This is a genomic window from Bianquea renquensis, from assembly GCF_014384895.1.
In the GTDB taxonomy this organism is placed as follows: domain Bacteria; phylum Bacillota; class Clostridia; order Lachnospirales; family Bianqueaceae; genus Bianquea; species Bianquea renquensis.
The window spans coordinates 133082-156390 of record NZ_JACRSQ010000004.1; the positions used below are offsets into that span (position 1 = coordinate 133082).

Consider the following 23309-nt stretch of genomic DNA (forward strand, 5'->3'; position numbering starts at 1 on the left):
AGATTACCTGATATACATTGTATTGCGGAGGTGGACACATGCCACCGATGAGCTTGCTGATCAAGCCAGCGTCCAGTCTTTGCCAGATGCGATGCCAGTACTGTTTCTATACGAGCATCGCGGATACCCGTGTGCAGACATCTTACGGGATCATGCCGGTTGAAACTTTGGAGGCGTTGATCCAAAAGGCGTTAGCCTATGCGGAGGGGACATGCTCATTCGCCTTTCAGGGGGGCGAGCCGACCATGGCGGGGCTTGATTTTTTTGAGGCCGCCGTGAGATTTCAGAGAATCTATAATGTCCACGGTGTCTCCATATCCAACGCCATCCAGACAAATGGATATGCCATCGACGGCAAATGGGCCCAGTTTTTTCATGATCAGCAATTTCTGGTGGGTTTGTCCATGGATGGGCCTAAGGAGTTGCATGACCGCTATCGCATCGATGCCAGCGGAAAAGGAACGTTCCAGAGGGCGATGGCAGCGGCGCGGCTATTCAAGAAGTATAAAGTCGAATTTAATATACTCCATGTTATCACATCACAATCCGCAAGACATCCGGAACAAATTTACAATTTTTACAGAAAACAGAATCTCCCCTTCTTACAGTTCATTTCCTGCTTGGATCCAGTCGGTGAAGCGCGGGGAGGAACCCCATTTTCCCTGACCCCTAGGGGGTGGCAGGATTTTTATTCCGTGTTATTCGATTGCTGGTACCGAGACTTTGCCAGCGGACACTATGTCAGCGTGCGCTATTTCGACAATCTAGTTCACATGTTGCTGGGAAAGGGCCCGGAGATCTGTGCTCTGCAGGGACAATGCTGCTGTCAATGGGTCGTCGAGAGCGACGGAGGGATATATCCCTGCGATTTTTACGCATGGGATGCCTGGAAAATGGGGACCATCCAGCAGGATGATTTTCCGGATCTCCTGTCCAGCCCTGTGCTGGGAGATTTTATTCGGCAATCCCAACATCTCCCGCGTGATTGCGCATCGTGCAGGTGGTTTTCCCTGTGCAGAGGTGGATGCCGCCGCGAGCGGGAAAATTTTGTCTCGGGAACGCTGGAGCGAAACTACTATTGTGAAGCGATTCAGAATTTTTTGGAGTACTCGTATCCTCGTCTGCTGAATGTAGCGCGAAGTGTACGCCATACCTACAAATAGAAAGAGGAGTAGCGATGTCAATGACAAGATATGCGCCGTCAGGTAAGTTCTCCGCAGTCGGGTTAATTGGGATGATTTTTGGCGGTCTCCTGGGAGCCTTTATTTTCGGAACGGTTTACATTTATCTCATGAATTATTTTTCCAACATGGTGTTGCGGTTGATCATCATAGGGGGCCTGATCGCCGGCATGTCCCAGTGGATGATTTTTTTGATGCGGATTGGAAAGATACGGCGGCCGGTGCTAGCCGTGGGCATTACCGCCCTGTCGCTGCTGTTTTTGTTGTATAGCAAATGGGCGGTCTATGTCAACATGGTGCAAGAAATCTGGAAGTCAACGGATAAGGTCTGGTATGCAAACCTGGCGATGCCCGGTTTCTTTGAGACTTGGTGGGATACGGTTACGCACCCAATGGATCTGTGGAAAGCCATGGTGGAGATCAATCTCCGCGGCTTTTTGTTGGTGAATGGACGGCTGATGACAGGGGTTCCCTTGGCCATACTTTGGATTCTGGAAACCCTTTTGCTGCTTGTCATTCCCCTGTACCGCGTTGCGCTCAACGCCAGGAAACCCTATGTTGAGGGCAAGGGGTGCTGGCTGACAGAGGAAGAGGAGATCGTAATCACCTATGTGCAGGATTACCGGACGATGCGAAGAGCTCTGTTAAAACAGGAGTATAGCGGCCTGAGTGCGCTGGATTACCACGTGTTGGAGGGCCAGGAATCCCACGGCGTCCTTACCTTTTACCGCAGGAGGGACTACACCGGCCCCTATATTACGCTTGCCAATGTAAAGGCCATACAGGCTGGTCCCAAAAAGATTCGGCACCGTTTTGTGCCGATCGTCCGTCTGGTGGACATTGGCGAGGAGACGGCGGCGGAGTTATATGCGCGGTTACATGCCCGCATGATGGAGGAGGAGTCGAAGGATAAAGAGAAGGCGACCTTAACCGGCAAGGGGAGCTGGAAGCGGTGGTTCATTGAGACCCGTTTTAATCTCCGCCAGTGGGTATCCAGTTTGCTCGCTGATATCCGAACCGTTGCGGCGGTAAAACCAGAGCCGGAATCGGAGGATGGGCAGGGGAAGAGCGAGGACGTCTACGAGGATGGAGAGAAGGCCGTTTCCATTGAGGAGGTCACGATCCATGTCCCCAATATTACACCGGAGATGGAGAAGGAATATATAGTAAAAAAAGCCCAAGAAGAGGAAGAGTCTAAGAGCCGCCGGAAGAAAAAAGGCCCTGCACAAAAGTAAAGTTTGAGCCGCTCCTTGCATATGGGATGCGGCTTCCCTTATGTACAGCCGTCGTGTTCCGCGTGGACAACAGCTTTTCTTAAACTTTTCATGAACTTTTATCATTTTCCATGATTTTTCAGAGGATTCCTGCTATAATCTATATCAACTTTGGAGGTTGCGATGAGCGGATTCGATTTTACAGCCATGCCCATGGACTCAAAATTGCAAAATGCCTTTCAATTTCTATCCGAGATAGACAGGGCGAAGACGGTGCTTCGCCAAAATGTTGTACCGCCGGATCTCCGCCGGGAAAATGACGCGGAGCATTCCTGGCACATGGCGGTGTGCGCGATGATCTTGGCCCCCTACTATCCGCATCCCTTGGACCTCAGCCGTTGCCTTTCCATGATCCTGCTTCATGATGTTGTGGAGATTGACGCCGGCGACACGTACTGCTACGACGAACTGGCGAATCTGGACAAAGCGGACCGGGAGTGCTGTGCTGCGGAGCGGATATTTGGACTCCTTGGACCGGAGGGTGCGAAGTGGGAAGCGCTCTGGAAAGAATTTGAGGCTGGCGAGAGCCATGAGGCTAAGTTTGCGGCGATAATGGACAGAATCCAACCATTGCTGATGCACATGCGAACCGATGGATGCGCATGGAAGACGCATGGGATCTCGAGAGAGCAGGTTGAAAAGAGAAATGAGGCGGCGAAGGAGCAAGCGCCCGCACTTTGGGAGGCCGTGACCGCGATGCTGGATTATGGCCAGTCACAGGGGTGGCTGAAGTAGGAGGATTGCATGTTTGGATATGTTTCCATCAATAAATTAGAGCTAAAGGTCAAGGAGTATTATCGATATAGGGCGTACTATTGTGGCCTGTGCCGGATGCTGAAGATGCGCTATGGGATCAGAGGGCAGATTACGCTCACATATGATATGACATTTCTGATCATGTTGCTGACATCGCTCTACGAGCCGGAACCGGTGGAGGAGTATCACCGCTGTGCCGCGCATCCCACCATGACACACTGGATGATCATGAATGGATACACACGGTATGCGGCGGATATGAATGTGGCCATGGCATATCACCACCTGATGGATGATTGGAGAGACGAGGGCAAGGTGATGAGCCGCAGCGCGGCCATGGCGCTGGGAGGAGCCTATAAAAAAATTGAGGCGCGCTACCCGATGAAAATGAGGGCGATTGAAAAGAATCTGGCGCGGCTTCACGAGTTGGAGGGCAGGAAGTCTGGCAACCTGGATGAGGTTTCCGCTTGTTTTGGGCGGATAATGGAATTGCTACTTGTATACAAACGGGATCATTGGGAACCTTATCTGAGAAGAGTTGGCTTCTACCTGGGGAAGTACATTTATTTGCTCGACGCCTGGGATGACTTGGAGGAGGACAAGCGAAACAAAGCGTATAATCCGCTCCTATACTGTCAGCAGCAGCCGGTGACGAGAGAGAGGATGCAGAACGATCTCCTTTCGACGATTGCCCTGTGCGCACAGGAAGCCGAACGGCTTCCGCTAGTTCAGGATGCGCAGATCCTCCGAAATATACTGTATTCTGGGGTTTGGACTCGATTTGAGCAAAAGAAACGGAATTCAAAAAAATCCTGTGGACAGGTTATAAATAGAGAAAGGACTAACACGCGATGAATGCAGATCCATATGAAGTTTTAGGGGTATCAAGGGATGCGTCGGACGACGAGATCAAGAAAGCCTATCGGGAATTGGCGAAAAAGTATCATCCAGACCGGTATGTGGACAATCCTCTCTCGAGTCTGGCAGAAGAAAAGTTTAAAGAAGTTCAGCAGGCATATGACGCCATTATGGAGGAGCGCAGCGGACATGGAACTTCCTACCAACAATCCTCCTATGGCGGATATTCACAGAGCCAGTACCAGGATTATGGCGGTGCGGATGCGGAGACGCCGGAACTGCAAACGGCCCGGAATTATATCGAGCTGAAACGATATCGGGAGGCGCTCAATCTCCTGGCGCGAATCACCGACAGGAGTGCGCGCTGGTATTACTACAGCGCGCTGGCAAATCGTGGACTGGGAAACAATGTGGAAGCGTTGAACTTGGCTAGGCAGGCTGTATCCATGAATCCAAACAATCTTGAATATCGAAATTTTCTGAATCAGATGATGCAGGCCAATCAGACCTATCAAACAAATTCGCAGCAGTATGGCGGCATGGGATCGAATCCCTGTGACTGCTGTCTCCAGCTCTGGTGCATGGATTCCTGTTGTGAGTGCTTTGGAGGAGATTTGATATCATGCTGTTAAAACCCCGGAGCATGGCATTTCTAGGATTAAATTTAGCCTTATGTCAAGTGCTGATCATCCTGGCCTCCGTATTGGATTTTAGTAGCCTAACTTTCATGGTGCTGGCCAACTGCTGCGTGGGAATCGCATTTGCGGAGACGGGGCTTAAGGCGGGGACAGCGTTTTTTGCGGCATCTTGCATTTTGGGTGTGTTTCTCTCACCCAACAAATTGTATATGCTGACCTACGCGGCCATCGGCGCTTACATCTCATTCAAAGAATGGATGGAACAGCGAGTGTTGCTGAATAAACCGTCTGCCCTACTGTGGGCAGTGAAGCTAGTATTTTTTAATGCGCTGTATATCCCCTTGCTTCTCCTTTTTCCAGAATTGATCTTTGGCCGCCAGGTTTCAACGCTGATGCTCTTAGCGGCCTGGGGAGGAGGACAATTGCTGATGGTACTCTGTGACTTCGCATATTCTTATTTTATGCGATATCACTGGAAACGCTTACGAAAGCTTGTAATGAAAGAATAGGAGGGAGTCCAATGCCCGATGATAAGGATGTCCGCAATAAGAAGATACGAATTGGGATTATCTATTTTGTTATCGTCATCGTCCTCATGCTTGGCGTCAATTATGTTCTCCAGTCATCTCGCGTTCAAGACGTGATTTACAGTGAGTTCAAACAGTGGGTCAAGGATGGAAAGGTCGATGCGGTGGAAATCAATGTCAGCACCGGCCAGATCAGTTTTACAGTGAAAAACGACAACTATAAGATTTACAATACTTACCCCACGGAGACGGCGTCCCTCATTACGGAGTATCTGGAAGAGTACGATGTGCCCCAGTTTACAGGGCGATTGCAGGAGACAAACTACTTCCTCATGATCCTATTGCAGTGGGTTGTTCCCATCCTTATCTTTGTCGTCATCTGGAGATTTCTTGCCAAGGGGATCACTAAGAATATGGGAGATTCTATGTCCTTTGGCAAGCATTCTGCGAAGATTTACGCTGAAAATGAGACGGGAATAAAATTTCGCGATGTAGCGGGGGAGGATGAGGCGAAAGAATCCTTGGAGGAGATCGTCGATCTTCTACACAATCCCCAGAAATATTCTCAGATTGGCGCTAAATTGCCAAAAGGCGCTCTTTTGGTGGGCCCTCCTGGTACTGGAAAGACTATGCTGGCGAAAGCGGTAGCTGGCGAGGCCGGCGTTCCTTTTTTCTCCATGTCGGGATCGGAATTCGTTCAGATGTTCGTCGGAATGGGCGCTGCCCGAGTGCGGGATCTGTTCAAACAGGCCCAGGAAAAGGCTCCCTGTATCATTTTTATCGATGAGATTGACGCCATTGGAAAGAGCCGTGAAGTATCGTTATCCACCAATGATGAGCGGGAACAGACGCTAAACCAATTGTTGACGGAGATGGACGGGTTTGACTCCTCAAAGGGGGTTGTCATTATCGGAGCGACGAACCGCCCAGAAGTGCTAGACCCAGCACTGCTGCGGCCTGGACGCTTTGACCGGCAGATTCAGGTGGAGACGCCGGACTATATCGGGCGCAAGGCGATCTTAGAGGTTCACGCAAAGAAGATTCGGATGTCGGACAATGTGGACCTGGCAGCCATCGCGAAGTCCACTCCTGGCGCGTCCGGGGCGGATCTTGCCAATATTATCAACGAGGCTGCGCTTCTGGCTGTGCGACGGAATCGCAGCGCCGTCGAGCAGTGGGATTTGGAGGAGGCGCTGGAGGTGGTCATCGCTGGCAAGATCAAGAAAGATCGGGTCCTTTCTCCTAAGGAGAAACAATCGGTTGCTTACCATGAAGTTGGCCATGCGTTTCTTGCACATGTTCTTCCCAATGCGGATCCAGTGCATAAGATCACAATTATCCCCCGAACAAAGGGGGCGCTGGGGTATACAATGCAGTTGCCGGGGGAGGACAAATATCTGATCACCCGGGAAGAGCTGGAAGATCGGATTGCAGTAGCTCTTGGCGGCCGTGCGGCGGAGGAAGTCCTTCTCGGTCAGGTATCCACTGGCGCGGCCAATGATATCGAGCAGGCGACGGAGTTGGCGAGGCGGATGGTGACCATCTATGGCATGACGGAGCGTTTTGATATGGTGGGACTGGAATCCCCGTCCGGCGCCTATTTGGATGGCAGGCCGGTGCAAAAATGCAGCGATGTCACAGAACAGCAGATTGATGAGGAAGTTATGAATATCATCAAAAAGCAGCATCAGCGTTCCATCCAGATCTTATTTGAAAACCGTGAAACGGTTCTCCGCATATCCCAGTATCTGCTGGAAAAGGAGACGATGACGGGGGAAGAATTTGTCCAGATCTTAGAGGAAGAGACTTGACACGGAGACGTGTCCAATATAAATGGTTTTCCCGATGGGGATGGAATCTGACGTTAGGCGTCAGAAGAAAAAATGATGTTAAACCTTAAAATCTATGGTTTAGCATCATTTTTTTATGAGTCAATCAGAAAATAAGGGCTTGGATAGCTCCAGAAGACATGGGGTGATAGAGTCTGGGATCGGTGAACAGTACATATAAAATAGCAAAAAAACGTTATAACAGAAAAGAATCCGTGCTTTTTTATTGACTGCTGTTTGCGTATAATGAAATCGTAACAGACGAATGAAATGGCAGTGGGCCTTAGCCCATAGAAGCGTGCGATCGAATGGCTCCGAGAGCTATGAAAGGGATGAACGATACGATGAAAAAACGCAGATTATGGCGGGATATAAAGGCGAATAAACTGATTTATATCCTATTATTGCCGGCAATTTTGACGACGTTTGTTTTTGCCTATATGCCGATGCCGGGGATTATAATAGCATTTCAGGATTATAAGCCTTTGCTTGGCCCATGGAAAAGCCCATTTGTTGGCCTTGATGTGTTCAAACGGATTTTTTCTTCCCGGATGATTATGGATTCCGTAGGCAACACGGTGTATCTCAATGTACTCAATCTTTTGGTTACGTTTCCTGCGCCTATTCTTTTGGCGTTGATGTTGAATGAGGTAAGGTGCTCGATCTTTAAACGGGTAATACAAACCGTCAGTTACTTACCCTATTTTCTGTCATGGATTTCGGTAGTGGGCCTAGTGCAGACGATTCTGGGGCTGTATGGACCGGTCAATGATTTGTTGGCGCTCTTCGGAGGGAGCAACTTTGAGCGGATCCTCTTTCTGGGACAACAGAAATACTTCATCCCGACGTATCTGATTTTGAACTTGTGGAAAGGAACTGGATGGGGGACCGTAATCTATCTTGCGGCAATCAGCGGGATTGATATGCAGCTGTATGAAGCGGCGACGATAGACGGCGCCAACAAGCTTCAGCAAATCTGGCATATTACGCTTCCGGCTATACGGCAGACAGCAATTCTGTTGTTGATCATGAGCATAGGAGGCCTATTTGGAAGCAATTTTGAGTTGGTTTACGCTCTCCAAAACCCCTATATTGATTTCGAGGTTATTTCGACGGCGGTATATAAGATCGGTTTGCAGCAGGGCGATTATCCCCTAGGCACCGCTCTAAACTTGATTCAAGGGCTAATCGGATTTGCGCTGGTGGCTACGGCCAACTTTATATCCAAGAAAGTCACGGACGTAGGACTTTGGTAAGGATAAGCGCGAAGAGAACGCGGTGGATAAGTGGAGCTGTGAATTCGGCGAGAAAGGATGGTTGGCATGAGGAAGAGAGTGACTGTTGGGGGCGTGATAAATGGGTTCCTTTTAGTATTAATAGCGGCGGTTATGCTGTTCCCGTATTTGAATGTTATGGCGACTGCATTTAACGATGGGGCTGACGCCGCGTTGGGCGGAATCACCATCTATCCCCGGGTCTTTACATTGGAAAATTTTAAAGTGATCCTAAAGGATAGCAAAGTCATTCGTGCAACGATGATTTCCGTTTGTTCCGTAGTTGTGGGTACACTTTTCGGTTTATTTGTCCAATTTACAGCCGCCTACGCATTTTCCAAAAAGAGCTTTCCCGGAAAAAAGTTGATTACCGTGTATCTCATGATCCCGATGTATATCAGCGGCGGATTGATTCCATCGTTTATCCTGTATTCTACTTTGAAGATGCTCAATACATTTTGGATGTATGTACTGCCGGGAATGTTTAATTTCTATAACATGATCATGATGCGCACGTACATAAAAACAATTCCTGACAGCTTGCAGGAGGCGGCCAAAATCGACGGCGCTTCAGAATTTACGATATTGTGGCGCATCATACTTCCCTTGAGCGCTCCAATTTTGGCGACGGTTTCTCTATGGCTGGCGGTAGGGTACTGGAATGACTGGACGACGCCTTTATACTATATTAGAAGCACTCGACTTCAAAATTTACAATATCTGCTCATGCGGGTCTTGAAAGAAAGCGAAATGATGACTCGAATGCTGGCAGATGCCATCGTCTCTGGAAATCTTAACAATTTGAAGGTGACGGTGACTCCGGAAGCGGTGAAAGCGGCACAGGTTGTGATTACAACGATTCCGATCATATTGATTTATCCCTTTTTACAGAAATATTTTATCAAAGGCGTCATGATCGGCGCGATTAAAGAGTAAGAACTTGATTTCAAGGATCTTAGGGGTGTCCGCCGGGCGCTCCCGATATAGGTCAGACAATTCTATCATTACGCAAAGGAGTGTGTAACGTGAACAAAAAATTAAAAAAAGGAATCAACCTGTTCCTTATAGCCACTATGCTGGGCGTTATGGCAACAGGATGCAAGCCCGATGATGCGACGTCCAGTGGCAGCGCTGGTTCGAATTCATCAGGGGGAGAGTCGTCTATTTCGGGGGCCTCTGGCGAGGAAGAGATTCTCTACTCATTTAAGGATGTGAAAGATTCCTCCGAACTGCCTGACTGGACAGGCGAAAAGCGCAGCATTACCATCTGGTACGCTCATGGAACGGGAAGCTCCTTTTCCCGGGAGTATCCCCAAGTTAACCTGGTGAATGAGGAGATTGAACGGGTTACCGGTATTTCGATCGATATAGAAAATTCCTTTGACAACGACGGACAGGATTTTAACACGAAGCTGGGGATGATCGCTGCCTCCAACGACTGGCCGGATTTGATCGTTGAGGGCGGGATTCGAAATCAGCAGGACGATTTGATCGTAGGCGATAAAGTCTGGGAGCTGTCCAGCTATATTGAGCAATATCTGCCGGATCTTTTCGACATTTATCCCATGGATACAGTCGGCAGCTGGTGGGATAAAGAAGGACTGACCAACGCCGACGGAAAAATTTATACAATCGCGACGGCGTTGAATCCCATCTATTTAGACGATTTTGTTGAAGACACCGATCCTGAGCGATATGCCAGAATTCAACCGCCCAGTGATACGATCGGTGGTAATGGCTATATTTGGGTAAGAGATGATATTCTGAAGATGATTTACCCTGAGGCTAAGACGCAGCAGGAAATCGAGGATATCTTTATGGCCAACGGCGGCACCTTTACCCGCGATGACTTGTTTGATGTAACGATTTCCAGCAGAGACGATCTTTACAAGTTGCTTAAGGGCATTAAGGATTTAAACATCACCGAAAATGGTAGGCCGCTGGAACCCTTCTTCTGTCTGTCCGGAGAAGATAACTGGGCGCTTATGGCATTTCTGAATGGTTATTTGAACGGAGGCGGAGACTGCAATAGTTACTTCACTTACTGGGATAATATTGACAAGTCTGTAAAGTTCATGTACGAACAGGATTGGTTCAAAGAGAACCTGAAGTTCTTTAACACGCTGCAGAGAGAAGGGCTTGCCTCCAAAGAAGCGTTAGTCGATAACAAGAGTATTTTTGATACCAAGCTTAATAATGGACAGTATGTGACCAGCTATGCGTGGTTGACCCCGGACAAGGCGGCTCTCCAGGCGGCCGGTGTAGAGTATCAGTACCGCAAAGTCTTCATCACCGTGCCCTGGAATGACAGATTTGTTATGTTTAAGGGTAATCCGTCTTCCCACTACAATATCAACATTGTAAAAGATGCTGTAAAAGAGGAGGAGCTTTCCCAAATTCTGCGCTGGATCGGGTTCAACATTTCGGAGGCCGGCTCCAAGCTTCATCAGTGGGGACCGAAGAGCGCCGGCCTCTGGGAGGAAGACGCCGATGGAAACAGGGTATTTACCGATAAAGAATTGGAAGATGAAATTATCTATGGCGTTGCCAACAACAGACAGAAACAATTGGGCATTGGCAACCTCTTGTTCCCTGGCCTTCCGGCTTTCACCAACGGCTCTAATTTGTGTTCGCCTCTTTACATGTATAAAGAAGTCAATCTGACATCTTCTCAGGCGGATATCTATTTCCGGTCCGGGCTGGTAGATCCCCCAAAATATACCTTAGGTGTCGCGGCGGAGGTCTGGAATTTCACTGGTACCGTTCCCGGTGTTGAGCAGTTCTGGAATGCGCGTCCAGGATTTGAAAGCCTTCTGACCAAATGTATTGCTGCAGAAAGCGATGAACAGTTTGAGAAGCTATATGCTGACATGATCGACTACGCGCAGACAAACGGTATGACGGCAGAGACTTTGGAGGAAGTCAATAAGGTATATAGGGAATCCGTTAATGATACCTACATGGATCTGCTCGAATAGTGCAACCTGTAAATACTGAAAATAGTTCTATGGCCGCCATTGATCCGCTTAAAGCCAACAGATTCGTTTGCTTCTCTGTGGGATCGGGATGGCGGTCATTTTTAAGCGAGAGGGAATTTTTCCATCAGGATTCAGGAATGGAAGATTTCAGATCGCAGTGAATTCTATTTAAAAGGGGGTACGTCTGATATGGAGCTGGTCTTTATGCGCCCAGAGGAATTGCGAGATGCGGTGTCCAGAAACCTTCCCTTGCTCTGGCCGGTGGGCGCCATGGAATACCATGGCGAGCATATGCCCCTCGGCACGGATACGCTGATCGCGTATGGGCTGTGCAGGAGAATTGCTGAAAAAACGGAAGCGGTGATTGGCCCGCCGATCCCGTTCACTCCTACCATGAATTGGGCGTCGGGGATTGCGGACGGCGATGTCGACTTTTCCGCAGATGCGCTGTACCCATATATCCGTGAAAGCATGGGCCATTTTTTAAAAATGGGATTTCAGAGGATCTATGCCATTGTAGGGCATCAGGGCAGCGATGGGCTTCCCGCGGTGCTGCTAAAACATGCGTTCCGGGATCTGCTGTGCGAGTTTACGCGGCCTTTAGGGCCTGGGTGGAGTGTGCTGCCGGAGGAAAAGATGCCGGTTTCCGATGTGTTTTCTGCTGTGAAGGTCTGTGATTATGATCAATTCTGCGATTACAGCTCCATTGATCGGGATGAAAAAATGCCAGTAGGACACGGCGGCCGGGGCGAAACCCAGTTGATCATGATGTTGTATGAGGGCCTTGTAAAAATGGAGGCGTTGGACAGACAGCCCTGTCCGGCCCCCTTCTGGCTTGACGATGTGGAGCAGGCGGATAAAGAGGATGGCGGTTTCTGGGTGGATTTTTGCGTGAATAGCTGGGTGGCGGAGCTGGAGCGCAATCGAAAAGACGCGTAAGCCAGACAGAGGAGTGGATTAATTCTTATGCAGACACAGGATAGAATGGAAATATCTGCCGTTACGGAATCGACAGACCGAAACTGTATGTTTATTATCTTAGGCGAAAATCTGCACCAAATCCGCAAGGTGTGGCTTTGGACACCGGATGACGTAGAGATTGAGGATCTGGAGATGGAAAATGCCCCTCTCCCGGAGGCCCCTCCCGAAGATGCGGTGGAAGGGATGCTTATGGGAAAGCCGGACTGTCATTTCGCCGCAGCCTGCGGGATCGGGAAAATCCCCGACGGATATAAGGTGCTTCCTACGGTACTATGGTTGGAGAGTGAAACCGGATTCAGCACTCCATGGCTGATGAACCGCCCCATACTCAATACGCTTTCAGACTACGAGGTTATGCCGGGGCAATTGCTAACTCTTTACGGACGGAATCTTTGTGCCGGAGATGAATATATCCGGGAAAAGTATCTGGTGCTGTTCCAGAATAGGGACACAGAGCAGCGGTATCCGGCGGAGGTGCTGGGCACTGCTGAGCAGGTGCTGGGGGACGAGAAGCCCTATTGTCTGCATATCAAGGTTCCCGATCCACTGCCTGCCGGCCAATATTCTCTTTCCGTCAACCTGCTGAATTGTGGTCAGTTTGGGTATAGCGACCCGGTATCGCTGGAGGTGGTGGAAAAACGGTCCTTTTTGTCCGCCATGTCGCGGATGGATTTCCATGCCTATTGCCAGCCAAAATGGGATTTTAATTTTGTGGAGACCATCGATTTGCGGGGGAAGCTTGTGGCCGACGGAGTCCATAGCGACTGGGCAGTGCTGCAAGAGGCGATCGACAATGCCTCCCCTAATCCGACAATCGTGCTGCTACCTTCTGGTAAGCTCGGCATTGAACGCACGCTACATGTTCAGGAAAATGTGGTATTACAGGGAACAGGGAACACGGAATTCGTAGTGCCCTTCGGAAAAATCTTGGAGGATCGCTTTGATCCGGAAGCCCCGCACATTTTCGATTCACCCCGGTGGTTCGGCGGATTTGTCGGGGACTACCGTTCCCATTTCAGAGGAAACAATGCGATGGTCTGGCTGGACAACTGTGCAGGTCTCTCCGGAATTACCATATGCCCTGGAGCGGGCGCGGATACTGCGATTGTCGTTATGACTCAATCGGAAGATGAGATGGTGCGGGAATCTTTCCTGAGAGACTGCAAGATCTTGAATATGCACGGCTCGGCTTTCCCGGCAGGCAGCGGCTGTGGATTCGACTGGGGAGGAATTCATTTCCTCTGTGGAACAGAAGGCTTCACCATGGTAAATTGTAAAATTCAGGCTTTGGAGCCCATTTTTGCTCATGCCGCCCGCCATCCTCACCACAATATGCGGATTGAAAACTGTGATTTTAGCGTGTCGCCTATTCAGGGCAGCAACTGCGTTTTTATTCGGGCTCTGTATAACTCTATCATCAAGGATACTCATTTTTCTGATTCGGGCCGGGCGTTCAGCAACCAGATGGGTATGTCAAACAATGTGCTCATCGGCAATGTCATCACCGGCATCGCCGGCTTGCACAACGCCAGTGAGATCTTGATGTCGGAAACCGGTGCGACCCTGTTTCAAGGGCAGGCAGTCTGTCAGGAAGGGAATTGTCTTCGTCTTGACGCAGAGCTTCCCGTAGGAAACGATGGGCTTCTGTCTGTGGGGACAGATTTTTATGCCTATATTCTTTATGGCAAGGGAATGGGGCAGTACAGAAAAATTACTGGCAATAGCGCTGCGGCGGTTTATCTGGAGAGCCCGTTTCGGGTGGAGCCGGATGCCACCAGCCGGATCGGAATCAAGCTGATGTCTAACCGGAACCTTTGGCTTCGCAATCAGATCCGGTGTAGCCGCGGAGCCTTACAATTTGTTTACGGCGCTGGTTTTGACAATATGGTCGTGGGCAACGAATTTTATGATGCGCCTGGAATTACCGCCTTTGGTTTGAGTCATACGGACGGTGGGGATGTTTCTCCGGCCGCCTTCAATTTTCTGTATGACAATCGGCTGACAAACACCGCAGAAATTGCTATGTACGGTTCCCTTCGCCGGGGAGAGGGGGCGACGGAAAGTGGTCAGGGGGCAGATGGCAGCTATCTGTATCAGGGAACTAGCAATCTTTTCGGAAATATCATCCGGCGAAATCAAATTTTCACAGTCGCAATGCCGTCAGGCGCCAATCAGTACTATAATGTCTGGCTGAAACGCCAGGGATGCCCAGAGCTTTGTTGCCCTCCGCAAGCGCCTCCGGAGACAGGAGCGATCAATCTGATGGACGGCTGTTGGAATGTGGTGGAATGCAATTACATTTACAACGCACCCTGTGGAATTGCCATACGGGGAGGGGGCGGCGGTTTGTGCCGCCGGAACAAGATGAATCGGGTGGCAATTCCCTTTGTCACCGACTGCGAGGAAAGCATATACCTGCCGGAATATGAACCGACGGAGGAATCGGAATGAAAAGGAGGGAATGGGATGGGCCATTTTAAACCGGTTTTATTAAGCAGCCGAATTAGTGCAAACTATGTAAATCCTGGCGAAAGCCTCTGGGTAACGCTGGTCTGGCAAAATCAGGGGGACAATCCGGCGGAGCGAGATTTCCGTTTTTTTCTCAAAGGGAGGTATGGCCATCAGAGACGGCTTGAAGATAAAAGCTACGATTTTGTGGAAGAGGCGGAAGCGATGCCACAAACTTCTTTCTGGTGTCCTGGCGAAACGGTTGCAGTGACGCTGAAATGGGATGTCCGGGGGGATTGGTCGGGAACCTACTGGCTGCGAGTGGGAATCATAGATGAGGAGGGCTTTCTTATTCCCTTTTCCGGGGAAGAAGGCCGTACAGTGTATCATCAGGAAATCGGTTCCATCGATACTAGCTGGAATCTGGGACGCCCCTGGGTGATCCAGAATTCCGTCCCGGTGGAAAGGCAGTATAACCAGCGCCGGAATGCCACCACAGGCACCACAGAAAGGCAGTTCCTTGTCATCCAGGATGAGGCAAAGCTGGAATTGGGCGCGGATTCGCCGATCCTTTATGGTATCTATGATTCTGATGGAGGGTACCCCTTTACGCAGGCGTATCCCCGCGCCATTCTCCGGGACAGGGAAAGCGGGGCTATCTTCCGGGACAGGGAAGGCAGCTGTAAAACGGAGTACCGCTTGTGCCAACATGGGAAGCACGCGGCAGTTTACGAAGGGCGGGCGTTTGTCGGGGAAACCCTTGCGGCAGAATTTCAGGTGCTTGCCCAAGTGGAGAGACGCACGGCAAAACTGACCATACAAAGCAGAAAAGAGTACGGGGACTATGAGCTGTTAGAGCTGAAATATAACAGCCTGGCTGAAATGAAGCAGGGGTATCTTGTAGATTTCTGGGGTTCCGGCCGCCTAGTACCCATTGAAAAGGCGACCCCACTATTTTTCGAGAAGAGGTACGATGTCCGCAACGCCGCTGTTTTATATGACGACCGCGGCATGATATTGGTGGAGAGTGCGCATATAGACAGCAGGATCACAACCGGTGTATTTTCGGTTGACGGCGTTTCCCGAGGGTTTGTCGGCGGATCGATAGTTTCAAGGGTAATGGCAGAGAAGGGAATTCCGAGTATTCCGGTCCAGAAAGCGCCTGTCTTTACCATTGAATTGGCCGATCTGAAAGGAAAACAACCCGATTGGAAAGTTGCCGCTGTGCTGCTCCGACGGGGAGTCAAGGCCAACGGCGCACGAGACCTCTACCGACACTGCTACTTCTACAAACAGCTGGCTACATGGGGACCTATGCCGGAAGAAAAGTTCCGTCTGGGGGATCCGCATCCCCTCACGCAGAATCTATTTAAGACCGTGACGTTTTCCCAGATTGCAGAAAATGTGAGGCAATTTTCCAACTTGACCGATCATGTAAAGCAGGTCATGTATGTCACGGGCTGGCAGAAGGGAGGGTTTGACAACACATATCCAGAGCCTTACGATGCGGAGGAGCGGTGTGGCGGATTGGACGGCCTCCGGAATTGTCTGGAGGAGTCGCGGCGATATAACACGTTCATCGGGCTTCACGACAATTTCGACGATATAGCATCGGCCAAGATCGAGTCCTTTCCTTGCGCTGCTCTGGACGAGAGGGGCGAGAAATGGAGAGGATGGATGTGGGCGGCCGGTATGACTTATATTATGGGAGTAAAGAAATATGCTGCCAGCGGCCTAATGCAGGAGCGGATCCGAAGGATGATGAATTTACTGCCCTTAAAGGATACATATCATCTGGATGTTCTGACCGCTGAAGTGTGCCGGTATGATTTTGATCCCGCCCATCCGGCTTCCGCGGAGGACAGCTTCCGCGCGAAAATGCAGATTGTAGAGGAATTTAACCGGTATGGGATCGATGTGACCAGTGAAATGCTTACCCATCCGGCGGTGGGGAAGATCGGGTTTGCCCTCCATAACCGCTTCGATACTCTGGGGACGTTTATCCCGGGAGATCAATTTATCCCTCTGGTGCAGATGATCTATCATGGGATAATTGGTTACTGTGCGCCCAGCCGCAGCAAAAGTGAGATACTTTGGAGTTTGCTCCTGGGCGGCCAGACCTTCTATGAGGAGGACATTACCGGAGAGTTATGTGTCAGCCGTTATTACAGCAATAACGTACCGGCTATGTTGCTGTATGATAAGCCGATGACGGATTTCCGGTGGGAAGGCAGCCAGGCAAGGAGCGAGTTTGGCGAAGGAAGCTATATAGAAGTTGATTTTGCCGCAGAAACCTACCGTGTGGTCGTTGATGGACGGCTGATCGGGAAGGATTTTACGACATTTGTAAAGGGACCTAGAGATGGATATTTAGCCTACTCCTTCTCAGGCGGCCGGATGGCGTATCCACTGCCGGAGGAATTTTCAGCCGCGGCGGAGCCGAAAGCAGTTTGTCTAACGACAGAAGGGGAAGGCGCAGGGATAAACTGCTTTGTGGAAAACGGGAATCTTGTTATGGATATGCCGGCAATGATTCCAGTAAAAATCACGGCGATCCACTGAATCGATAGGCGTCATAGCGCAGGGAAACAGACGTCCTATGGACAAACTAAGGATATAAGGAGAATGAAATGAGATCGATCGTAAACGGTGTGCCAGAATATTCCGGACAGAATTTGGATTACATTGGGTTCCCGCTCGGCGGACTCGGAGCGGGGAATATCTGCATCCAGGGAACCGGTGCTCTGAGTGGTTTTTCAATCCGTAACCAGCCGGATTATTACTTCGAGCCAAATGTATTGTCCGCAATTTGCGTGAAGGAACCTGGAGGGAACATTGCAAGGGTACTGGAAGGACCTGTGCCAAAGCCGAAAATATTTGGCGGGGCGCTACAATCTCCTGCTGCGCAGGGGAAAGGTGGCGGAGCCGGTGAAAATCTCTACGGCTTGCCTCGATGCCAAAAAGCGGTTTTCCGCTCCCGTTTCCCCTTTGCTGAGGTGGAACTTGAGGACCCGGTGCTGCCGGTTACAGTGTCCGTCACGGCGTGGAGCCCCTTTATTCCAGGAAATGAAGATGATTCCAGCCTCCCTGCCGGTTTCCTGACCTTCTGTTTTTATAATGTGTCGAATCACCCCGTAGATGCCGTTTATTATTTCTGCTCTGAAAATATGATGCGGAAGAACAAGGAGCACTCCGCCTATCCCATCCCCGATGGCTTTGTGCTGCACCAGGAGGGCAGTGAGAGTGAACCTTGGCTGGAGGGGAGCTTCTGCGCTCAACTTCATGAGTCCTGTAATGTGGATACCGCCTGGTTTCGGGGTGGCTGGTTTGATGCCTATACCATGCTTTGGAACGGAATCCAGCGAGGGGAAAGCCGTACTAAATGCCGGCCAGCCGGCCAAGACCCTGGCCAGGGAGCCATGCTTTCCCTGCCGTTTTATCTGGGACCCGGTGAAGAGAAGAAGATCACGCTCCAGCTCTGCTGGTATGTTCCCCACACCAACCTCCGCTGCTATGAAGAGGATCCTGACGTCATCCCCTCCCACCGGTTACAGACCTACAGTCCCTGGTACAGCGGACGCTTCGCATGTGTGGAGGAGGTTGCAGGGTATCTTTACGGAGAATATTCCCGCCTGTATGGGGAAACGCACCGGTTTACAGAATGTTTTTATGATACCAATCTCCCCTCAGAGGCACTGGAAGCTGCGGCAGCCAACCTCAGCATACTGAAATCCCCCACGATTTTGCGGCAGACGGATGGACGTCTCTGGTGTTGGGAGGGGTGTATGGACCGCTGGGGATCCTGCATGGGTAGCTGCACCCATGTCTGGAACTATGCCCAGGCGATCTGCAACCTATTTCCATCTTTGGAGCGGACTCTCCGGGAGACGGAATTCCTGGTCAGCCAGGACGAGCACGGTCACCAGAATTTCCGCAGCAGCCTACCCATCCGCCCATGCCGGCATGATTTCTATGCAGCATCGGACGGCCAACTGGGGGGATTGATTAAGCTTTACCGCGACTACACCATCTGCGGTGACTTGGAATGGCTGACAAAGCTCTGGCCGGCGGCGAAACAGAGTATGGAGTATTGTATCGCCACCTGGGATCCCGACGAGGAGGGCCTGCTACGGGAACCCCATCATAATACCTATGACATTGAGTTTTGGGGACAGGACGGCATGTGCAGTTCTTTCTACCTTGGCGCGCTGGCTGCCATGGAGGCCATGGCAGCGGCATTAGGCGAGAGCGGGGAGCGCTATACTGCGCTGAGAGAAAAAGGAAGGGCGAAAATGCAACAGGAGCTCTTTAACGGGCGCTATTTTGAGCAGAAGGTCAGATGGAAGGATCTGAATGCTCAGATCTCTTGCGAGGGTTTGCCGGAGGAGGAGCTGGAACGGCTGGAGGAAGAAGGGCCGAAGTACCAGTACGGTGAAGGTTGCCTGTCTGACGGCGTGTTGGGCGCTTGGCTGGCCGAATTGGCGGGATTGCCAGAGATTATCGACCGTAACATGATAGAAAGTCACCTTCTCAGCGTTTTCCGCTACAATTTTAAGGACGATTTGTCCGGACACGCTAACCCACAACGTCCCGGTTATGCCTTGGGCAAAGAGGGCGGTCTGCTGCTGTGCACCTGGCCCAAAGGCGGAAAACCGTCTCTTCCTTTCGTTTACAGCGACGAAGTGTGGACCGGGATCGAGTACCAGGTGGCGACGCATCTGATGATGCACGGCTATCTGGACCAGGCGGTACAGATCATACGGACCACCCGAAGCCGCTATGACGGGACGGTCCGCAACCCTTACGACGAATACGAGTGCGGCCACTGGTACGCCCGCGCCCTGGCATCCTATGCCTGTATCCAGGCATTCTCTGGGGCACGGTATGACGCCGCATCGAAAACGCTTTACCTGCACGCGGAACGCCCGAAAATGACGCGGACCTTCCTTGCCACTTCCACGGGCTACGGAACACTAGTGGTCAACGGAGATCAAGTGGATCTCCAGGAGGTTTCCGGCAAAATCGAAGTGCATAAGATCGTCCGTAAAGGATGAGGAGTTCCGATTGCCGGATGCTTTCCACGGCCAAAAGCGGAGCCGCCGCCCTGACAATTCTGGCAGTGCCTCCGCTCTTTTGGTTTCCCCTTTATTGTTGGGAGGATGAAGGGGATTCTTTAATTTTGGGAACGCGTATGGTTATTTGAGTGCCGGCGTTTATAGCACTTTTTATTTGAAAATCGCATTGATCGTGAAAAAACATTTTGAGCCGTTGACATGAATTATAGATGCCGTATCCACTATATTGCCCTTGTATAGAGCCGTCCAGCAGGTTTTGAAGCTGTTCAGGCGTCATTCCCTGCCCATTGTCCTGAATCGAGATGAAAACAGAATCGCCGGAGGAGCGAATAGTCAGAGAGATGACCCCGTCGGATTTTCCGTTTATGCCGTGGAGAATTGCATTTTCAATAAAAGGCTGAAGTGTCAGTTTTTGGATCAGACAGGAGTGGATGGAAGGGTCAACTTCACAGATGAAATCAAATTCCATATCATAGGAAAAACGCTGTATCTTGACGTACTCCTGTACCATTTCCACTTCTTTGCTGATTGAAATAACATCTCGGCCACGGCTCAGCGTGATCCGATAATAATGTACCAAAGAATCGATTATTTTTTCTACGGAGGGGTCGGAACTGGTGATTTTGATTGCCGATAGCGTGTTATAGAGGAAATGAGGGTTTATTTTTGCTTGCAGCAGCTCTAACTCGAGCTTTTGGTAATCGTGTTTCAGCTTATTCTCCGTTTCTAAATGGCGGTTTAGATTTTCAATCAATTGCTGAAATATTTTTGCCAGATTGCCGAATTCGTCCGTCTTTCCATCCAATCCGTCCAATAAGCAAATGCGCTCGCCCTGAAATTGAATATTGCTGACCAGCTCGTAAAGTCTGTTCGTCAGCGCTTTTACCACCAACTTTATAGCGACCAGTAAAATAACGCCAGATAGCAGGACCAATAGGCTGGCAGACAGCCAGATGTTTCTGTTTATTTCAGCCAGGCCTTCTTTGGGGAAGCAGGAGTACACGGAAAAGCCCATTACGGTCTCATGGGAAAGGATGATATGTGTTTTGCTCCGCTCATCGGGAAATACCTGCTCCGCAGTATATATATCGGTGTAGTGGCCGTTACGCGTATTGTAAATCAGAAGGGAGAGCAGGTTGTGAGGATAGTTGAGGTCATTTAACAGAGAGCTCAATTCGGTGGTCGATTCGATGACTGCCAGTATGCCAGAGGGGGAGTTTATAACCTGGTAGTGTTTGAGACGCTGTCCGTCATCCGATAAGTAGAAAATATAAGAGGCACTGCTATGGTCCATCACATAGGTTTTCTCCTGTTCCCCCATATCGCGGATGGAGCGGATAATATCACCTTTAAAGATGCTGTCGTCGAAGGCATAGATGGTCAGAATATTGTAATAGGGATTTGTCTGATAAATCGCGTGGCAGGTGCGGCGCAGGTCCTCGTAAAAATCCAAAGTATCCACCATGTCAGATAAACGTTTACCCTGCAAGTATTGGTACAGTTCTGGAATATTGGCTATGTACGCTGTATTTCGCCAGAGCTCTTCCATTGTATTGTCCATCAGCGTGATATACTCATGAGCAGTATTTTTGTAATGATCACAGTAGCTTTTGACGCGGTCTTCGCGCTGCCCGGAAAAGATGAAAGAAATCAAGAAGATAAGCGGCACCATAGAAAATATGAAAATTACTGCCGTAAGCTTTATGCGGAAACGGTTATTCCCACTCATCATAGCCCTCCCCTTCGTTATGTACCATCATTCTTCGATAGTCGGCGGGGGTATGCCCTACATACTTTTTAAAAATAAGAGAAAAATGAGATTTGTTGTTGTAGCCCACCTGTTCCGCTACCGCACTTATTTTACAGCTCGGCATTTTTAGCAGATGCATAGCCTTTTTGATCCGATACTCCGTTAAATACTCAAAAATGCTTTTCCCGGTAATGCTTCGGAATACATTGTTGGAATAGCTGGCGCTAAAAAACACTTTTGCTGCAATTTCGCTTACGGTGATAGGCTCAGCGTAATTTTCTGCAATCACTTTCTTGATATCCGATACCAGTTGCCGGCCTTTACTGCTATTTTGTTTTTTCTGAAACTGAATGGTCTCAAAAATCACATTGCCAAGCAACTGTTTGATATTGTAGTACTTGTCAAAGGTTAGGACTTTATTCCAGAGTCCCATACTATCGGGAAAGAGCTCGCTGAATTTGATTCCGTCCTCCGAAAGCTGAAGCTCTACGATGGTGAGAAGGGTAAAGGCTAAACCGCGGATGCGGTTTTCGCTGTGATAATAATCGCTGGAAAAAAGTTTATCGATAAACGCTCCGATTTCATCGCGGGAGCCGCTGATGAATAGCGCTTTGATCCCTGTAGCAATCTCCTGTACTGTAACTCCGACTTTTGGGGGATCGTCCTGTGGTTCTTCAATCTCATGATACCAGATGATAGGGTTGATTTCCGTAAAGAAATTTGTATTCAACGCGGCAAGGCTCTGGGAGTAAAGGGTATCCGCCTGCAGTAGTTCGAATGAAAAATTGCTAATCCCAACTGCAACTTCACGATTGATAGTGGCGGTGATCTCTTCTACAAGTCGTGTCGCCGTTTCGTCAATGCGCCGCTTAAGCGGGACCAAATCCTCTTCTTTTGGAAAAAACAACAGACAGGAGAGTTGCTCAGATGATTTCGAAAATAACTGGACGGATTTGGCAAAAGAGAAATGGCTTGATAACATTTTGCGGGAGAAAAAGAAATTGTAATACTCTTTCCATGCCTCCGTTTTCTGTATAGGTTCTTTTTCCAGCTGAAATTTGATTGTGACTGCACAGATGAGGTCTAGGATATGGCGGTCCAGTTCTAAAAGTTTCATTTTTTCATGGATGTCCTGAATATTTGAAAAGGCGCCGTTGCACAGTTCAAAGAAGAACTGTTCCTGCAGTGTCTCGAGAGATTGGGAAAAAATTTTTTCCATAAAATCGCTCTTTGTGCGTTCCGCTTCCCTCTGATTTAAGCGGCTTACTGTTTTTGTTATGGTTTCTTCCAGCTCTTCGAGGATAAGAGGCTTTAATAAATAGGAGCAGGCCCGCATATCCACCGCTGCTCTCGCATACTCAAAATCTTCATGGCAGCTCATAAAGACCGTAAGCAAATCCGGATTGTACTCCAATGCCTTTGCCACCAGCTGGAATCCGTTTATTTGCGGCATAACAATATCTGTCAAAATAATGTCCGGCAGCAATTTTGGTATTTCCTCCAGTGCTAAAAGCGGATTATAAAATGTCCCAACGACATCGATCTGATAGTTTTCCCATTCCAGCGCTCCCTGTACGTATCGTAGCTCCCGTCTGTTATCGTCAATGATTACCATCTTATACATAAGCGAATACATCCCTTTCCAATGCCTCAGTGCGAGGATAAACACGAATGTTGTCTTGAAAATTGACAGGTACAACAGATTCTATGAGTTTATCATAAAAATTTGGATGACACAAG

At 49.6% G+C, this 23309-nt stretch carries 16 protein-coding genes; 14 read left to right on the plus strand and 2 right to left on the minus strand.

The window, feature by feature from the left end; translation table 11 throughout:
• Window positions 1-38 precede the first annotated feature (38 nt).
• The 14 genes from H8730_RS04485 to H8730_RS04550 all read left to right on the plus strand — a co-directional run bounded on the left by H8730_RS04485 (window position 39) and on the right by H8730_RS04550 (window position 19798).
• On the plus strand, window positions 39-1163 hold the full coding sequence (locus H8730_RS04485; RefSeq protein WP_177720428.1) for an anaerobic sulfatase maturase: 1125 nt from the start codon (window positions 39-41) through the stop codon (window positions 1161-1163).
• Between the two features lie 14 nt (window positions 1164-1177).
• A complete protein-coding gene (locus H8730_RS04490) occupies window positions 1178-2416 on the plus strand; it encodes a hypothetical protein (RefSeq protein WP_177720431.1) in 1239 nt (412 codons plus the stop codon).
• Window positions 2417-2578: 162 nt separating this feature from the next.
• Window positions 2579-3190, plus strand: a complete 612-nt coding sequence (locus H8730_RS04495) for an HD domain-containing protein (protein ID WP_249289489.1) — start codon at window positions 2579-2581, stop codon at window positions 3188-3190.
• 9 nt (window positions 3191-3199) lie between these two features.
• The gene (locus H8730_RS04500; protein WP_177720433.1) at window positions 3200-4066 is read left to right on the plus strand and encodes a DUF5685 family protein; all 867 of its coding nucleotides are present in this window, start codon (window positions 3200-3202) and stop codon (window positions 4064-4066) included.
• The gene (locus tag H8730_RS04505; RefSeq protein WP_177720435.1) at window positions 4063-4701 is read left to right on the plus strand and encodes a J domain-containing protein; all 639 of its coding nucleotides are present in this window, start codon (window positions 4063-4065) and stop codon (window positions 4699-4701) included. Before H8730_RS04500 ends, H8730_RS04505 begins: the two co-directional genes overlap by 4 nt.
• A complete protein-coding gene (locus H8730_RS04510; protein WP_177720437.1) occupies window positions 4692-5216 on the plus strand; it encodes a hypothetical protein in 525 nt (174 codons plus the stop codon). Before H8730_RS04505 ends, H8730_RS04510 begins: the two co-directional genes overlap by 10 nt.
• A gap of 11 nt (window positions 5217-5227) precedes the next feature.
• Window positions 5228-7045, plus strand: a complete 1818-nt coding sequence (gene ftsH, locus H8730_RS04515; protein ID WP_177720439.1) for an ATP-dependent zinc metalloprotease FtsH — start codon at window positions 5228-5230, stop codon at window positions 7043-7045.
• 362 nt (window positions 7046-7407) lie between these two features.
• The gene (locus tag H8730_RS04520) at window positions 7408-8319 is read left to right on the plus strand and encodes an ABC transporter permease (RefSeq protein ID WP_177720441.1); all 912 of its coding nucleotides are present in this window, start codon (window positions 7408-7410) and stop codon (window positions 8317-8319) included.
• A gap of 66 nt (window positions 8320-8385) precedes the next feature.
• A complete protein-coding gene (locus H8730_RS04525; protein WP_177720443.1) occupies window positions 8386-9273 on the plus strand; it encodes a carbohydrate ABC transporter permease in 888 nt (295 codons plus the stop codon).
• Between the two features lie 89 nt (window positions 9274-9362).
• Window positions 9363-11315 carry a type 2 periplasmic-binding domain-containing protein gene (locus H8730_RS04530; RefSeq protein ID WP_177720445.1) on the plus strand — a complete coding sequence of 651 codons (1953 nt, stop codon included), beginning with the start codon at window positions 9363-9365 and terminating at the stop codon, window positions 11313-11315.
• Between the two features lie 189 nt (window positions 11316-11504).
• Window positions 11505-12254 (plus strand): creatininase family protein, encoded by a 750-nt coding sequence (locus H8730_RS04535; RefSeq protein ID WP_177720447.1) that lies wholly within the window; start codon window positions 11505-11507, stop codon window positions 12252-12254.
• A gap of 27 nt (window positions 12255-12281) precedes the next feature.
• A complete protein-coding gene (locus tag H8730_RS04540; protein ID WP_177720449.1) occupies window positions 12282-14747 on the plus strand; it encodes a glycoside hydrolase family protein in 2466 nt (821 codons plus the stop codon).
• Between the two features lie 15 nt (window positions 14748-14762).
• On the plus strand, window positions 14763-17306 hold the full coding sequence (locus tag H8730_RS04545; RefSeq protein ID WP_177720451.1) for an endo-alpha-N-acetylgalactosaminidase family protein: 2544 nt from the start codon (window positions 14763-14765) through the stop codon (window positions 17304-17306).
• A 68-nt stretch (window positions 17307-17374) separates the two neighbouring features.
• Window positions 17375-19798 carry a GH116 family glycosyl hydrolase gene (locus H8730_RS04550; protein ID WP_177720453.1) on the plus strand — a complete coding sequence of 808 codons (2424 nt, stop codon included), beginning with the start codon at window positions 17375-17377 and terminating at the stop codon, window positions 19796-19798.
• Window positions 19799-19889: 91 nt separating this feature from the next.
• Here H8730_RS04550 and H8730_RS04555 read toward each other — a convergent pair whose 3' ends face one another.
• A complete protein-coding gene (locus tag H8730_RS04555) occupies window positions 19890-21548 on the minus strand; it encodes a sensor histidine kinase (RefSeq protein WP_177720455.1) in 1659 nt (552 codons plus the stop codon).
• Entirely contained in the window at window positions 21535-23193 is a 1659-nt protein-coding gene (locus H8730_RS04560) for a response regulator transcription factor (protein WP_177720457.1), read from the minus strand. Before H8730_RS04560 ends, H8730_RS04555 begins: the two co-directional genes overlap by 14 nt.
• Between the last annotated feature and the right edge of the window lie 116 nt (window positions 23194-23309).

Coding starts and splice junctions, on each gene's coding strand:
- H8730_RS04485 (WP_177720428.1), top strand. CDS start 39: ATGCCACCGATGAGCTTGCTGATCAAGCCAGCGTCCAGTCTTTGCCAG.
- H8730_RS04490 (WP_177720431.1), top strand. CDS start 1,178: ATGTCAATGACAAGATATGCGCCGTCAGGTAAGTTCTCCGCAGTCGGG.
- H8730_RS04495 (WP_249289489.1), top strand. CDS start 2,579: ATGAGCGGATTCGATTTTACAGCCATGCCCATGGACTCAAAATTGCAA.
- H8730_RS04500 (WP_177720433.1), top strand. CDS start 3,200: ATGTTTGGATATGTTTCCATCAATAAATTAGAGCTAAAGGTCAAGGAG.
- H8730_RS04505 (WP_177720435.1), top strand. CDS start 4,063: ATGAATGCAGATCCATATGAAGTTTTAGGGGTATCAAGGGATGCGTCG.
- H8730_RS04510 (WP_177720437.1), top strand. CDS start 4,692: ATGCTGTTAAAACCCCGGAGCATGGCATTTCTAGGATTAAATTTAGCC.
- ftsH (WP_177720439.1), top strand. CDS start 5,228: ATGCCCGATGATAAGGATGTCCGCAATAAGAAGATACGAATTGGGATT.
- H8730_RS04520 (WP_177720441.1), top strand. CDS start 7,408: ATGAAAAAACGCAGATTATGGCGGGATATAAAGGCGAATAAACTGATT.
- H8730_RS04525 (WP_177720443.1), top strand. CDS start 8,386: ATGAGGAAGAGAGTGACTGTTGGGGGCGTGATAAATGGGTTCCTTTTA.
- H8730_RS04535 (WP_177720447.1), top strand. CDS start 11,505: ATGGAGCTGGTCTTTATGCGCCCAGAGGAATTGCGAGATGCGGTGTCC.
- H8730_RS04540 (WP_177720449.1), top strand. CDS start 12,282: ATGCAGACACAGGATAGAATGGAAATATCTGCCGTTACGGAATCGACA.
- H8730_RS04545 (WP_177720451.1), top strand. CDS start 14,763: ATGGGCCATTTTAAACCGGTTTTATTAAGCAGCCGAATTAGTGCAAAC.
- H8730_RS04550 (WP_177720453.1), top strand. CDS start 17,375: ATGAGATCGATCGTAAACGGTGTGCCAGAATATTCCGGACAGAATTTG.
- H8730_RS04555 (WP_177720455.1), bottom strand. CDS start 21,548: ATGAGTGGGAATAACCGTTTCCGCATAAAGCTTACGGCAGTAATTTTC.
- H8730_RS04560 (WP_177720457.1), bottom strand. CDS start 23,193: ATGTATAAGATGGTAATCATTGACGATAACAGACGGGAGCTACGATAC.